The following is a 14145-nucleotide window of genomic DNA, read 5'->3' on the forward strand; positions in this document are numbered from 1 at the left end:
CGCTTGAGTGCGTAGCACTCACAAAAATCGGCAATGATTGTCAGATTTTTGGGGCCGCTACGCAGCCCAGCGCGAGCAAGCTCGCTCGCCACAAAGGTACGCACGATCCAAGAGCGCGCCTAAATGAACAGTATTGCGATCAAATCGGGGCGTTGCCCAACGGGCCATATCAAAAGAATACGCGGTTACTTCTCGGCGCGTTCTTTCAGGGCTTTGAGGGTGTTGAACGGCGCATCGACCACAAACTTGTTGGCCAACCACGACGGCACGCTGCCGCCGGGTTCGGTATGGGCCTGATAAGTCACTTCGACTTGATCGCCTTTAGGCACGAGCTTCCAGAAGCCTTTGACCTGGGCCACCCGTACAAAACCTTTTTCTTCCGGGACGTACTTGGGCTGCCCATCCAACTCGCGGGTCAGGCTGCCATCGGCGCCTTCAACAGTGGTGACATGCAATACGGAGTCGCGAGGAGTGACCGGCCAAGGGGTATTGAATTGGGTGTAGGTCCAGCTCTGGTTACCTTCATGTTTGAGCAACTTCTGAGTCTTGCACTCGTGAATCCATGCACAGGCACCCGGCACATCTTCCTGCAATGCACGCAGTTTGGCCATGGTGGTCTTCATGACGGTCACGCCACGGTAAGCCTTGTATTGGGAACCGGCCACTTCACTCAAGGACACCTTAATGCCCTCTTCTTCCTTGGCGGTTTTCCATTCTTCGGCCTGGGCCGTGGAGGCCAGCAAAACCGTCAAACCACACAGCACAGCCATACGATGCAGCGAACCCATAGTCTTATTCCTTATTGTTGAAGTTCCGTTCGTTGAACACATCACGCGGCCGTCATTTGCTCCCACCAGCCCAGCAACTTGATCGCTTCATCGCTGCTGTTTCCGCAAACCTCGATATCGGCTTCAAATGCCGAACACACCGCAGGACGTTCCGGCTTGCCGAAAATGCTGCACAGGTTATCGGTAGACAGCTGTACGCAACGTTCTCCGGCGGCTTTGCCATTGGGCATTCCGGGAATCGGCGAACTGATGGAAGGGGCAATGCAACAGGCGCCACAGCCTTCACGGCATCTCATGACGACAAGCTCCTCGCGACGGGTAAAGGGACGTGGCACAGAGTAACGGCTAAAACGACTGTTTAAAATTACCTGAGCCCGGGTTTTTTCGTTCAAACGAACGTGACTGACCAGTCTCCGACAAAGCGTCTGGTCCGCGGGTCACGAATGGAAGGGATTTACTGCTTGAACTCGAACTCCAGCGCCGCGCCTTCAACTTCCCGACGCTCTTCATTGCGCAGTTGCAGCTGCATTTCGTTGCTGAGCAGGCGTCCGTTGAGCTGAAACGGGCTGCTCTTTTCACCGAACATTTGTGGCAACAGCGCATGTCGGGGCAACTGTACCGTGCCGACCGGCTTCAGTTCTTCGACCATGTCCTTGGGCAAGCTCAAATCGAGATTTGCGGAAGGGAGTTTGGTTTTCACGACTTCACTGGCCGGTTTCGACTTGGAAGCAATGGGGGAACGTTTTTTGACCGCCGCAGCCTTCTTTTTGGCCGGTGCGGTCTTTTTGACCGCTGCCGTTTTTTTCTCGGTGGTGCTGGCTGTCGGTTTTTCCTGAACGGAAGCCGCCATGACGCCTTCCGGGTGACAGGTCATTAACAGGCAGATCAACAACCAGGCGGCAGGAAAAATCGGCTTCATGGACCCAACGGCGTGAACGGCAGAAGGCTATATGCTCGCCTGTTGGAGACGACAAGACAAGCGGGCAGTTCAGAACTGCCCAGCCGCTCAAAAACCGCTCGCCGTCTCCTGACAAAGTTGCGTCGCCAGCAACCCCAACGTCATCAATGCACGCTCGGCCTCGCGGTTCCAGGGGATGCCACAGTTCAGGCGAATGCAGTGATTGAACTGCTCGGTATTACTGAAAATCAGCCCCGGCGCAATGCTGATGCCTTGCTGCAACGCACGCACATGCAGTTCCTGCGTGTTGACCCGCCCCGGCAGGCTGACCCACAGAATGAAGCCGCCGGTGGGCCGGGTCATTTGCGTTCCTTCAGGGAAGTACTGCTGCACCGCCAGCTGAAAAGCGCTGAGGTTCTTGCGGTACTCCTGACGGATGTAGCGCAAATGCCGGTCGTAACCGCCGTTCTCCAGATAGGCCGCTATGCCCATTTGCGTGACGCTACAGGCTGAATGGGTGCTGAAGGTCTGCAAGCGCTGGATTTCCTGCTGGTACTTGCCGGCAATCATCCAGCCGATGCGCACACCGGGCGACAGGGTTTTGGAGAAACTGGAGCAATAGATCACCCGATCCAGCCGGTCATAGGCCTTGAGCGACTTGGTGCGCCCCTGCTCGAACATCAGTTCGCCGTAAATGTCGTCTTCGACCACCTGGATATCGAAATCCGAGGCCAGGCGCAGCAGTTGTTTCTGCCGCTCTTCGGGCATGGTGCCGCCCAAGGGATTGCTTAGGCGCGTGGTCAACACCAACGCCTTGATCGACCACTGGTTGGCCGCCAGTTGCAGGGCTTCGAGGCTCATGCCGGTGGCCGGATCGCTGGGAATCTCGATGACTTTCAGCCCCAGCAGGTCGGCGAGCTGCAGCAAACCGTAATAGGTCGGCGACTCGGCGGCGATCAGATCGCCCGGCCGGGTCAGCACGCGCAAAGACATCTGCAGCGCATCGACGCAGCCGTGGGTGATCACTACTTCCGACGGGTCGACCACCACGCCGGCATCGCGCATGCGAATCGCCACTTGCCGACGCAACGGCTCGAAACCGGGGCTGAACATGTAGCTGAACGCCCGGGGGCTATGGAAACGGGTGACTTTGGCCAGTTGCTGATGCAGCGCCCGCACCGGCAGATAATCGACGCTCGGTACAGCCGCACCCAACGGGAAGACGCCTTCGCGACGGGATTCGACCAGGACTTGCTGAATGATGCTGCTGCGCGTGACAAGGCCAGGTCGCTCGACCCGTGCGATATCCGGGGTTGGCGCCGTGAGCGCTGGCGTCTGGTGCACGTAGTAACCGGATTGTGGCCGGGCACGGATCAGCCCCTGATCCTCAAGGTTGGCGTAGGCCTGCAACACCGTTGCATGGCTGACGTTGAGCTGCGAGCTCATCTTGCGCACCGAAGGCACGCGCTCCCCCGGTTGATAGACACCGCGGCGAATGTCTTCGGCCAGCTGCTGAGCAATACGTTGGTAGAGCAAGAGATTGGTCATGACGCAGCACTCGATTTCACGGGCATTTTATTCTTGTGTGAAACAATACCGGAACAGTTTAGAAGTGTACTGGGACAGTTGCCACAATAGTCGACCGTACAGTGCAGTGTCAGCAAAAACTGTACTGTTTTTACTGGAATCGCGAGGCGATTGGCAGGCACAAAAAAACCCGGCACTGCTGACAGGCCGGGTTTTCCAGTAACGCAGCCCTTAACGGGCGGCGCCGAGCTGGCCTTTTTCGTCGGAGAACACAATTTCCACCCGACGGTTCTGCGCACGCCCACGCTCGGAAGCGTTCACGTCCACCGGATATTCATCGCCGTAGCCTTCGACCTTGATACGTTTGTCGTCGATACCCAGGTCCATCAGCACATCCGCCACCGATTGCGCACGGTCGCGGGACAGTTTGAGGTTTTCCTGTTTACCGCCAGTGCTGTCGGTATAGCCTTCGATCCGCACCACGCGCTTGGGATTGAGCTGCAAGAACTGGACGATCTTCAGCACCACGCGGTTTGCCGAGCTTTTCAGCTCTGCTTCACCGGTATCGAACAGCACATCGCCCAGCGTCATCACCAGACCACGGTCGGTTTGGGTGGTCGCCAACGCCACGATCTGCTCTTCGAGCCACTTGCCCTGTTGCTGCACGCTGAGCAACTTGGACTCACGCAGGGCCAGTTGCAGGCGCTGACGCTCGAGTTCGAGCTTCGCCGCGCGTTCCTCGTTGAGCACTTGATTGGTGTGTTCCCGGGCGATTTCGCTGTAGCGCCGGCTCAGGTAGGCGTAATGCACAACGTCCGAACCGCTGCCCCAGTAGCTGGACAGACGATCGGCGCGTGCCAGCGACTCGCCGGCACGGATCACGTCTTTGGGCGCAATGCGCAGCACGTTGGAGTCTTCCTTGACCTTCTGGAAGTCAGTGCCGGCCTGCTGGATTGCGGCTTCGCTGTGTTGACCAGCGCAACCATAAAGGCTTGCGCAACCGGCCAGGATCAAGCCGCCGAGTGCTTTGGTTTTCAGGCTCATTGGGCATCTCCCAGTTGCTTGCGCAGACGAGTGATGCGGGTATTGAGCACGTTCAACTGCTCCTCACTCTTGAGGGTCAGAACCCGGGCTTCGGCCAGACGCGCGTCCAGCTCAGCCTGCTCGGCCCGCATGCGCGCATTCTTGAAGGACTGGTCAGCCATGTTGCCCTTGGCACGCTTGAACTTGTCTTCAGCCAGCTTCAGCTCTGGCACTTCGTCGACGGTAGCACCCACGGCCTTGGCTTGTTCGAGTGCCTGTTCGGTCAGGCGTATTTGTTCATTCGGCGCCGGATCGGCTGCACAACCCGCCAGAGCCAGAACGGCCAGGGCAGCGAAAAGAGGTCGAATACTCACTAAGAATCCCTACTGTTTTGGGGTACTGACAGGTTGTGGCTGCGGTTGTGAGCGTTGCGCTTTCCAACGCTCGATATTGCGCAGCAGTGCAGCTTCTGTCAGTCCGGACGCGGGCAATTCTGTCATCTTTTTGGCCAGCTGTCCGCGCAACCAAGGATCGTTGCAGGCAGAGTTATGGGAAACGGCGAGATACAGGCCGGGTTTGTCGATGGGTTGTGGGTGGGCCATCAAGTCATCGGCCATCCCCAGCGTTTGCACCATGGCCATGCCCGAGTAGCGTCCGGCGAGGACAAATTCCACCTCGTTCAGCAGCAATTTCTGAAAGGCCTGGGTCAGATTGGGCGTGCGCACCAGGGTCAATTGCTGCTCGGCGAAAGTGCCGAATGAGAGGGTCACTCGAGCCTTTTCCGACAAGGCACCGGGATGACCGTGAAGGTCCTGCGCTTCGTTGTAGACCAGTAATGAGTCGTTGCGGGTCCAGACCAGATAATCGTTTTCCAGCAGCGGTGGATGGATGTAATCCAGATTTTCCAGCTCACTGACCGTCAATGGCGCGTCGGCCAGCATGTCCATTCGTCCGCTGCGCACTTCGTCCAGGGCCTGGGAGCGTTTGCCGGCGTAAAGCAGCTCGACCTTGATGCCCAACTCCCCCGCCACTTGCTGCAACAGGTCAGCGCTGGCGCCTATCAGGTACTTGGGGTTTTGCGGGTCTTGCCACAGGTACGGCGGCGCGTCCGGGCTGCCGGTCACCACCAGGCGCTCGCATTTGCCCGCGGCTACGGACAGCCCCGGCAACATCGTCAGCCCCAGCAGTAATGACCAGCCACACACGCGGCGTAAATCCATGGGAACACACTCCACTCAAACCCGGTTATCTCGTCTGTAGGCGCTGTGTAGGAGCTATGTAGCTCCTACATAGCTCCTACAGAAGCACAAAAAAAAGCACAAAAAAAAGCCCGACCAAAAGGTCGGGCTCTTTATAAGTCAAGCCGCCGGATTAGACCAGCTTCTCGAACTCGGGGATGGCTTCGAACAGGTCTGCCACCAGGCCGTAATCGGCCACCTGGAAGATCGGCGCTTCTTCGTCCTTGTTGATCGCAACGATCACTTTGGAGTCTTTCATGCCGGCCAGGTGCTGGATCGCGCCGGAAATACCGACGGCGATGTACAGCTGTGGAGCAACGATCTTGCCGGTCTGACCGACCTGCATGTCGTTGGGTACAAAACCTGCGTCGACCGCGGCGCGGGAAGCACCGACGGCAGCGCCCAGCTTGTCAGCCAGGGCGTACAGGTGTTTGAAGTTGTCGCCGTTCTGCATGCCGCGACCGCCGGAAACGACGATCTTGGCAGCGGTCAGTTCCGGACGATCGGACTTGGCCAGTTCTTCGCCAACGAAGCTCGAAGTGCCAGCGTCGTGAGCAGCCGCAACCGCTTCAACGGCAGCCGAACCACCTTCAGCTGCAACCGGGTCGAAACCGGTGGCACGCACGGTGATCACTTTGACCGCGGCGTTGGACTGTACGGTAGCAATGGCGTTACCGGCGTAGATCGGGCGCTTGAAGGTGTCAGCGCTTTCGACCGAGATGATCTCGGAGATCTGATCAACGTCCAGGGACGCGGCAACGCGCGGCAGGATGTTTTTGCCGTTCGAAGTAGCGGCAGCCAGGATGTGGCTGTAAGCCTTGCCCAACTCTGCAACCAGCGGAGCAACGTTTTCCGGCAGTTGATGAGCGTAGGCGGCGTTATCGGCCACCAGCACTTTGGCCACACCAGCGATTTTCGCAGCGGCTTCAGCAACAGCACCCACATTCTGGCCAGCGACCAGAACGTGAATGTCGCCACCGATTTTGGCGGCAGCAGCAACGGTGTTCAGGGTGGCAGGAGCCACAACCTTGTTGTCGTGCTCAGCGATTACCAAGATAGTCATGATTAGATTACCTTCGCTTCGTTTTTCAGTTTCTCGACCAGTTCAGCCACCGACTTGACCTTGATACCCGCGCTGCGTGCCGCCGGCGCTTCGACTTTCAGGGTCTTGTTGGTGGAGGCGGTGGAAACGCCCAAAGCGTCCGGAGTCAGCACTTCGAGAGGCTTCTTCTTGGCTTTCATGATGTTTGGCAGGGACGCGTAGCGCGGCTCGTTCAAACGCAGGTCGGTGGTGACGATGGCCGGCAGTTTCAGGGAAACCGTCTGCGCGCCGCCGTCGATTTCGCGGGTCACGGCAACAGTATCGCCGCTGACTTCGACTTTCGAAGCGAATGTACCCTGACCGTAGCCGCTCAATGCAGCGAGCATCTGGCCAGTCTGGTTGTTGTCGCTGTCGATGGCTTGTTTGCCGAGGATCACCAGCTGAGGCTGTTCCTTGTCGACAACAGCTTTCAACAACTTGGCAACCGCCAGGGAAGTCAGATCTTCAGCGGATTCGACGAGGATGGCGCGGTCGGCACCCAGAGCCAGCGCGGTGCGCAGTTGCTCTTGAGCGGTGGACGGGCCGATGGAGACGACGACGATTTCAGTCGCAACGCCTTTCTCTTTCAGACGTACGGCTTCTTCCACTGCGATTTCGCAGAACGGGTTCATCGACATCTTGACGTTAGCGAGGTCGACGCCGGAATTGTCCGCCTTGACACGAACCTTGACGTTGTAATCCACAACGCGTTTGACAGCTACAAGAACCTTCATGGATTCCTCGTTACTCTCCGGTGAAAAGAAAGTCGCCTAGGCGAACCTGGCGGTTGATGCTCATCGGCGCAAGGGCACCTCTAAAAACGCTGGCAGGTGTATCGGGTGAACGTTGCTCACGACGCTGATAACCGTTCGTCAGTGGTGACCGACGAGTCATTCATTATCGCGGCGTGTAAACTGCGCGCCTGACCTGCGCTGCGCATCACCTTATACTGCCATCGCCCTGTCTTTAGAGGTGCTCTTGAAACCAACAGCCAGCCTACGGCGAGCGCAAAACCGCCCGTATCTTGACCGGAACGCCTATTCCGGTCAATACGGCAAAATAGCCGTTCATAAGCCGCGTGACTTTGATTTCTCTGGGTTTGAGCCAATTCAAACAAACGTTTGTATTGGACGCTAGGAGTGGTGTAGATATAATGCGCCACCTAGAGAGAAAGGTGGGTCATCCATTGTCCCTTCCGGCAGTTGCCGGAGGAAATAATGGATGCGACACCAAACCTCCAATTAGAAAAAACTGTTGAGCCTTGAGTAGGAGATAGCCTGTGGAACGCGAATACATGGAATTCGACGTGGTCATCGTCGGTGCCGGCCCCGCTGGCCTGTCCGCCGCCTGCCGTTTGAAGCAGAAGGCCGCCGAAGCCGGTAAGGAAATCAGCGTCTGCGTGGTCGAAAAAGGCTCCGAAGTCGGTGCTCACATCCTGTCCGGTGCCGTATTCGAACCACGCGCCCTGAACGAACTGTTCCCGGACTGGAAAGAACTCGGCGCGCCGCTGAATACGCCAGTCACACGCGATGACATCTTCGTTCTGAAAAACGCCGACAGCGCGCAGAAGATTCCTGACCTCTTTGTGCCCAAGACCATGCACAACGAAGGCAACTACATCATCTCCCTGGGCAACCTGTGCCGTTGGCTGGCTCAACAGGCCGAGAACCTGGGCGTGGAAATCTACCCGGGCTTCGCCGCCCAGGAAGCACTGTTCGATGAGAACGGCGTGGTTCGCGGGATCATCACCGGCGACCTGGGTGTTGACCGTGAAGGCAATCCGAAAGAAGGCCTGTACACCCCGGGCATGGAACTGCGTGCCAAGTACACGCTGTTCGCCGAAGGTTGCCGCGGCCACATCGGCAAGCAGCTGATCAAGCGCTTCAACCTCGACAGCGAAGCCGACGCCCAGCATTACGGCATCGGCCTGAAAGAAATCTGGGAAATCGACCCGGCCAAGCACCAGCCAGGCCTGGTGGTCCACACCGCCGGTTGGCCGTTGGACATCATGGGCACCGAGAACACCGGTGGCTCGTTCCTCTATCACTTGGAAAACAACCAGGTGGTGGTCGGCCTGATCGTCGATCTTTCCTACAGCAACACCTTCCTGTCGCCGTTCGACGAGTTCCAGCGCCTCAAGCATCACCCGGTGCTCAAGCAATACCTGGAAGGCGGCAAGCGCATCAGTTACGGCGCGCGTGCGATCTCCAAAGGCGGCCTGAACTCGCTGCCGAAAATGGTCTTCAAGGGTGGCGCGCTGATCGGTTGCGACCTCGGTACCCTGAACTTCGCCAAGATCAAAGGCAGCCACACCGCGATGAAGTCCGGCATGCTTGCCGCTGACGCCGTGGCCGACGCGCTGTTTGCTGAAAAGGACGGCACCGAAGAGCTGACCACTTATGTCGACGCCTTCAAGAAGAGCTGGCTGTATGACGAACTGTTCGCCAGCCGTAACTTCGGCCCGGCGATCCACAAGTTCGGCGCCATCGTTGGCGGCGGTTTCAACTGGCTCGACCAGAACATCTTCGGCGGCAAACTGCCGTTCACCCTGCACGACACCAAGCCGGATTACGCTTGCCTGAAACTGGCGGCCGACTGCAAGAAGATCGACTACCCGAAACCGGACGGCAAGATCAGCTTCGACAAACTCAGCTCGGTGTTCATCTCGGGGACCAACCACGAAGAAGAGCAGCCTTGCCACTTGAAGCTGGCCGACGCGAGCATTCCGATCGCCAAGAACCTGCCAATGTACGATGAACCTGCCCAGCGTTACTGCCCGGCCGGCGTGTACGAAGTCGTCACCCAGGAAGACGGCGAGAAGCGCTTCCAGATCAACGCCCAGAACTGCGTTCACTGCAAGACCTGCGACATCAAGGATCCTGCACAGAACATCACCTGGGTGGCGCCGGAAGGCTCCGGTGGCCCGACTTACCCGAATATGTAAGTCGAACGCCTGAACATCAAGGCTCCCGACATGGGGGCCTTTTTGTTGCCCGATGAAAGTTACAGCGGGCGTAATCTTCAAGGACGCCTTCGCGGGCAAGCCTCGCTCCTACGGTGATGTGTCGTCCACGAAACCCTGTAGGAGCGAGGCTTGCCCGCGAACACCGCGAAGCGGTGCCAGACATCAAGCAGCCCGCTCATCCCCGGGATTGCGTTCGAAATAGCGCTTGTACTCGCGACTGAACTGCGACGTGCTCTGATACCCCACCCGATGCGCCACCTGGGCCACGCCCAAGCCTTCGCCCAGCAACAACTGCTGGGCCCTGAGCAAGCGCAAACGCTTCAAATACTGCACCGGCGACAACAAGGTGCTGCGTTTGAAATGCTCATGAAACGTCGACGCGCTCATGTTCGCGCAACTGGCCAGGGTCTCGACATTCAGCGGCTCGGTGTAATGCGCATGCAGATGACTCAGGGACGCCGCGATCCGGGCGAACTGCCCCTGTTGTTCCACCAGCGCGCGCAATACATCGGCTTGCGGTCCCCGCAACGCCACGAACAACAATTCACGCAAACGCGCCGGGCCCATGATCTGGCATTCCAGCGGATCGTGCAGGCAGCGCAACAAGCGTTCCACACAACCGCGCATGGCATCGTCGAGCACCGCCGAGGTCATGGACTCGGGCGTCTGCGCGGGAACAGTGCGCCCCGGCGACAGCCCCATGGCCAATACCAACTCACCGAGCATTACCCGGTCAATGGCGATGGAAACGCCCAGCATCGGGCCATCCGGTGCCGAAAACGTTTCGCACTCGAAGGGCACCGGCAACGCCTGAATCAGGTAATGCCCGGCCCCGTACTCAAGCGTACGCGGGCCCAGATACGCCAACTTGCTGCCTTGGGCGATGATGACCAGGCTTGGCTCGTAGATTTGCGGGCCACGGGCGACATCACAACTGGCGCGCAAAACCTGCACACCCGGCAACGCTGTGGAAGCGAAACCGTCGCGATTAGTCAAAGGCTGAATCAGCGAAACCAGGGTGGCATTGGCATCGAGATGACGGGTCAACAACATGGGGAGCTCTTCACAAAAAGTCGCGCAAAAAGGGATGAAAGCATCATCGCAGGTCTGACCGCCAATGCGACCAATCAACGGTGCATGCCGGAGGATTAGGCATGACACCCGGAGGAATCGCCATGGCCGATAACCCGTGCGGCGCCCAGAATTGCTCGCCTCACCTGTCACCGCTTTTGCGAGGTTCACCATGTACACCGCCATCGGATACGCCGCTCAATCAGCCACCACTCCCCTCGCCCCGATGAAATTCGAACGCCGCAGCCCACGTGCCGACGACATTGCGATCGACATTCTCTACTGTGGCGTCTGCCATTCCGACATCCATCAGGCCCGCAACGAGTGGGGCATTGCTGTTTACCCACTGATGCCCGGCCACGAAATCGTAGGCAAAGTTACCGCCGTCGGTGCGAACGTTACTAAACACAAAGTCGGCGACCTAGTCGGGGTCGGCTGCATGGTCGACTCGTGCCGCCACTGCGAAGCCTGTCAGGCGGATCTGGAGCAATACTGCCTGGAAGGTCCGACCATGACGTATGCCACCCCGGACCGGGTCGATGGCAGCAACACCATGGGCGGTTACTCCGACAGCATCGTGGTCAGCGAGCACTTTGTCGTGCGCATCCCGGAGCAACTTGACCCGGCCAGCGCCGCGCCGATTCTGTGCGCCGGCATCACTACCTACTCGCCACTCAAGCACTACGGCGTCAAGGCCGGTGACAAGGTCGGGATTCTCGGCATGGGTGGCCTCGGCCACATGGGCATCAAATTCGCCAAGGCGATGGGCGCTGAAGTGACGTTGTTCACCCGTTCGGCGAGCAAGGCTGAAGAAGGCCGTCGTCAGGGCGCGGACCACGTGATCGTGTCCACCGACGCAGAACAGATGAAAGCCGCCGCAGGACATTTCGACTTCCTGCTGGACACCATTCCGGTGCAGCACGACCTCAATCCCTACCTCGATACACTGCGTTTCGACGGCGTGCACATTCTGGTGGGCTTGATCGAACCGATCGATCCACCGGTGCACGCTGCCAAACTGGTATTGGGTCGTCGCGTGTTGGCCGGCTCGCTGATCGGCGGCATCGCCGAAACCCAGGAAGTGCTGGATTTCTGCGCCGAGCACGGCATCACCTGCGACATCGAAATGCTCGACATCCGCCAGATCAACGAGGCTTACACCCGCATGATTGCCGGTGACGTGAAGTACCGCTTCGTGATCGACATGGCAACGCTGAAGGTCTAAACCTTCAAGCCAAGCTCCGCCGACAGCCGGGCTGTGACCCCTTTGATCAGGGGAATCAGCTCGGCCATTTTTTCCAATGGCATGTACGGCACGGTGCTGGCGATGCTGATGCCGGCGACGATGCGCTTGCTGGCATCGCGGATCGGCGCCGCCACGCAACGGATCGACGGTTCGTTGTCTTCCAGGTCGAAGGCGTACCCGCCGACCACGTACTCGATCATGCGCTGCTGAAACTGCTCCCAGGATTGCTCCGGGTGCTGCGGCCAGAACTGATTTTTCCCACCCACCGGCAAGCTGATTTCATACAGCCGTTGCCATTCTTCCTGCGTGTCATCGAGCATCAGCGCCTTACCGATCCCGGTACGCGCCAATGGCATGCGATGACCGACCCGCGAACGCATTTCCGGACCGTTGCGCCCCGGATTCTTGTGCAGGTACAACACCTCGTCGCCTTCACGAATCGCCAGGTGAATGGTGTCGCCGGTCAACGCCGACAACTCATCCAGATACGGCCCGGCCAGCGTCACCAGTGGCAACTCTTCACGAGCCTGGAAACCCAGCTCGATCAGTTTCGGCCCCAGCAGATAACCGACTTGCGGCACCACCCGCAAATAACGTTCATCCACCAGGCAGCTGGCCAGACGATGAGTGGTGCTGCGCGTTGTGCCGATTAGCCGGGCGATTTCCTTGAGATCGCGGGCGCCACTGGCCACGGCCTGAACCACACCCAAACCACGAAGCAGTGTCTGGGTGCCGGTCGGCGCGGCGTCCTTGGCGATTTTTGGGGCGTCTTCCTGCATATCCAGCCTTTACCGTTGAGCGAGTGAACGGGCGGCATTATGGTCGCCCGATGGCCGCGACTACAACTTGATACGCTCGACCTTGCCCACCAACAACACGTAGGAAAGCGCACCTAACAACGCCAGAACCGAGATATAGGTAATCGCCGGGGCAAACGAATCACCGGAGGCGAGAAAACCGATGACGATCGGCGTGGTAATCGCCGCCAGGTTGCCGATGAAATTGAACACGCCACCAGTCAATCCAAGCAAGCGCGCCGGGGCCAGGGTCGACACCAGCGACCAGGTGATCGAGGCCAGGCCGTTGCCGAAGAAGGCCAGCGCAAGGAAGGCAATCACCAGCGGCGTCGACTCAACGAAGTTGGCACCGATGATCGAGGTGGAAATCAGCAGGCCGCCAATGATTGGCAATTTGCGAGCGAAACCCACCGTGTAACCGCGACGGATCAAGAAGTCGGAGAAAAAACCCGAACACAACACGCCCACGAAAGCGGCGAGAAACGGCAGTGACGCCAGCAAGCCAGACTTGATGAAGTCCATGCCGCGGTATTTCACCAGATAGGTGGGGAACCACGTCAGGAAAAACCACAACGTCGAATTGAGGCAAAACTGGCCCAGGTAAATGCCCCACAACTTGCGTTTGCTCAGGACAATCCCGAGGTCGACCCAGCTGAATTTCGCCTTGGTCTTGGCAGCTTCAGCCTGGATATCCACCAACCCGCCGCCCTCGCGGATCAGCTCGATTTCAGCGTCGTTGGCGCCCTTGAAATCCCGTGGTTCGCGGTACACCGCGTACCAAATCACCGCCCAAATGATACCCACCGCACCGGTGCTGACAAACACCATGTGCCAGCCATATTGGTGTTGTAGCCAGGCGAGCACCGGCGTCAGGAACGCCAGCCCGACGAACTGCCCGGAGGTGTAGAAACCAATGGCCGTGGCGCGTTCGCGCTCGGGGAACCAGGTCGTCACCACACGGCTGTTGATCGGATACGCCGGTGCTTCCAGCGCACCAACGGCCATGCGCAGCACGAACAGCGCGATGAAGCTGGCAGCGAAGCCGAGCATCACCGTGGCCAGCGACCACAGCAGCAATGCGACGCTATACAGGATGCGTGGCGGCACCCGGTCCACCAGCCAGCCGCCGGGGATCTGCATGGCGGCGTAAGTCCAGCCGAACGCGGAAAAGATCAGCCCGACATGGATCGGATCGATGCCCAGGTCGCTGGTCAGCGCCGGGGCGGCAATGGACAGGTTGCTGCGGTCCAGGTAGTTGATCACCACGGTGATGAACAACAGGACCATGATGAAAAACCGCTTGCGGCTCGGCGCCGCCAACGACGCCTGCCCGGTGAGGGTTTGCGGTTGCATGAGAGGTGCCTCTTCTTATGTTTATTGAGGTCGATGTGAAATCGGGTTTGCCGCAAATCTCCCTGTCCATGGAGATCAAACTGTGGGAGCCAGCCTGCTGGCGATAGCGTTGTGTCAGTCACCAAGAATGCTGGGAGTGCCGACCAAATCGCCAGCAG

14 protein-coding genes are annotated in these 14145 nt (G+C 58.8%); 2 read left to right on the forward strand and 12 right to left on the reverse strand.

Annotation, left to right across the window (positions count from 1 at the left end):
- Positions 1 to 185: 185 nt before the first annotated feature.
- The 9 genes from PMI18_RS08530 to PMI18_RS08490 form a co-directional block, all read right to left on the reverse strand.
- Positions 186 to 788 carry an START domain-containing protein gene (locus tag PMI18_RS08530; RefSeq protein WP_007903888.1) on the reverse strand — a complete coding sequence of 201 codons (603 nt, stop codon included), beginning with the start codon at positions 786 to 788 and terminating at the stop codon, positions 186 to 188.
- A 41-nt stretch (positions 789 to 829) separates the two neighbouring features.
- Positions 830 to 1084 (reverse strand): YkgJ family cysteine cluster protein, encoded by a 255-nt coding sequence (locus tag PMI18_RS08525; protein WP_007903890.1) that lies wholly within the window; start codon positions 1082 to 1084, stop codon positions 830 to 832.
- A 158-nt stretch (positions 1085 to 1242) separates the two neighbouring features.
- Positions 1243 to 1707 (reverse strand): hypothetical protein, encoded by a 465-nt coding sequence (locus PMI18_RS08520; protein ID WP_007903893.1) that lies wholly within the window; start codon positions 1705 to 1707, stop codon positions 1243 to 1245.
- An 87-nt stretch (positions 1708 to 1794) separates the two neighbouring features.
- Positions 1795 to 3234: an aminotransferase-like domain-containing protein gene (locus tag PMI18_RS08515; RefSeq protein WP_007903895.1), complete on the reverse strand. Its 1440-nt coding sequence runs from the start codon at positions 3232 to 3234 to the stop codon at positions 1795 to 1797.
- A gap of 210 nt (positions 3235 to 3444) precedes the next feature.
- A complete protein-coding gene (locus PMI18_RS08510; RefSeq protein WP_007903897.1) occupies positions 3445 to 4257 on the reverse strand; it encodes an OmpA family protein in 813 nt (270 codons plus the stop codon).
- On the reverse strand, positions 4254 to 4610 hold the full coding sequence (locus PMI18_RS08505) for a DUF4398 domain-containing protein (protein WP_007903899.1): 357 nt from the start codon (positions 4608 to 4610) through the stop codon (positions 4254 to 4256). The genes PMI18_RS08510 and PMI18_RS08505 overlap by 4 nt, the downstream gene beginning before the upstream one ends.
- Positions 4611 to 4619: 9 nt before the next feature.
- On the reverse strand, positions 4620 to 5456 hold the full coding sequence (locus tag PMI18_RS08500) for a substrate-binding periplasmic protein (protein WP_007903901.1): 837 nt from the start codon (positions 5454 to 5456) through the stop codon (positions 4620 to 4622).
- Positions 5457 to 5607: 151 nt separating this feature from the next.
- Positions 5608 to 6537 carry an electron transfer flavoprotein subunit alpha/FixB family protein gene (locus PMI18_RS08495; protein WP_007903903.1) on the reverse strand — a complete coding sequence of 310 codons (930 nt, stop codon included), beginning with the start codon at positions 6535 to 6537 and terminating at the stop codon, positions 5608 to 5610.
- Positions 6538 to 6539: 2 nt separating this feature from the next.
- On the reverse strand, positions 6540 to 7289 hold the full coding sequence (locus tag PMI18_RS08490; protein WP_007903904.1) for an electron transfer flavoprotein subunit beta/FixA family protein: 750 nt from the start codon (positions 7287 to 7289) through the stop codon (positions 6540 to 6542).
- A gap of 545 nt (positions 7290 to 7834) precedes the next feature.
- On the opposite strand from PMI18_RS08490, the gene PMI18_RS08485 reads away from it, so the two are divergent.
- Complete coding sequence (locus PMI18_RS08485; protein WP_007903905.1) at positions 7835 to 9499, forward strand: electron transfer flavoprotein-ubiquinone oxidoreductase; 1665 nt, start codon at positions 7835 to 7837, stop codon at positions 9497 to 9499.
- A gap of 183 nt (positions 9500 to 9682) precedes the next feature.
- On the opposite strand, the gene PMI18_RS08480 is transcribed toward PMI18_RS08485, so the two are convergent.
- Positions 9683 to 10573: an AraC family transcriptional regulator gene (locus tag PMI18_RS08480; RefSeq protein WP_007903910.1), complete on the reverse strand. Its 891-nt coding sequence runs from the start codon at positions 10571 to 10573 to the stop codon at positions 9683 to 9685.
- Between the two features lie 190 nt (positions 10574 to 10763).
- Between PMI18_RS08480 and PMI18_RS08475 the strand changes: the two genes are divergently transcribed.
- Positions 10764 to 11816: an NAD(P)-dependent alcohol dehydrogenase gene (locus tag PMI18_RS08475; protein WP_007903912.1), complete on the forward strand. Its 1053-nt coding sequence runs from the start codon at positions 10764 to 10766 to the stop codon at positions 11814 to 11816.
- On the opposite strand, the gene PMI18_RS08470 is transcribed toward PMI18_RS08475, so the two are convergent.
- Both PMI18_RS08470 and PMI18_RS08465 read right to left on the reverse strand, forming a co-directional pair.
- Entirely contained in the window at positions 11813 to 12616 is an 804-nt protein-coding gene (locus PMI18_RS08470) for an IclR family transcriptional regulator (RefSeq protein ID WP_007903913.1), read from the reverse strand. The two genes, PMI18_RS08475 and PMI18_RS08470, sit on opposite strands and share 4 nt — an antisense overlap.
- Before the next feature lie 60 nt (positions 12617 to 12676).
- Positions 12677 to 13987: an MFS transporter gene (locus tag PMI18_RS08465; RefSeq protein ID WP_007903914.1), complete on the reverse strand. Its 1311-nt coding sequence runs from the start codon at positions 13985 to 13987 to the stop codon at positions 12677 to 12679.
- Positions 13988 to 14145 lie beyond the last annotated feature (158 nt).

The sequence above is a fragment of the Pseudomonas sp. GM102 genome (genome assembly GCF_000282555.1).
Classification (GTDB): Bacteria; Pseudomonadota; Gammaproteobacteria; order Pseudomonadales; family Pseudomonadaceae; genus Aquipseudomonas.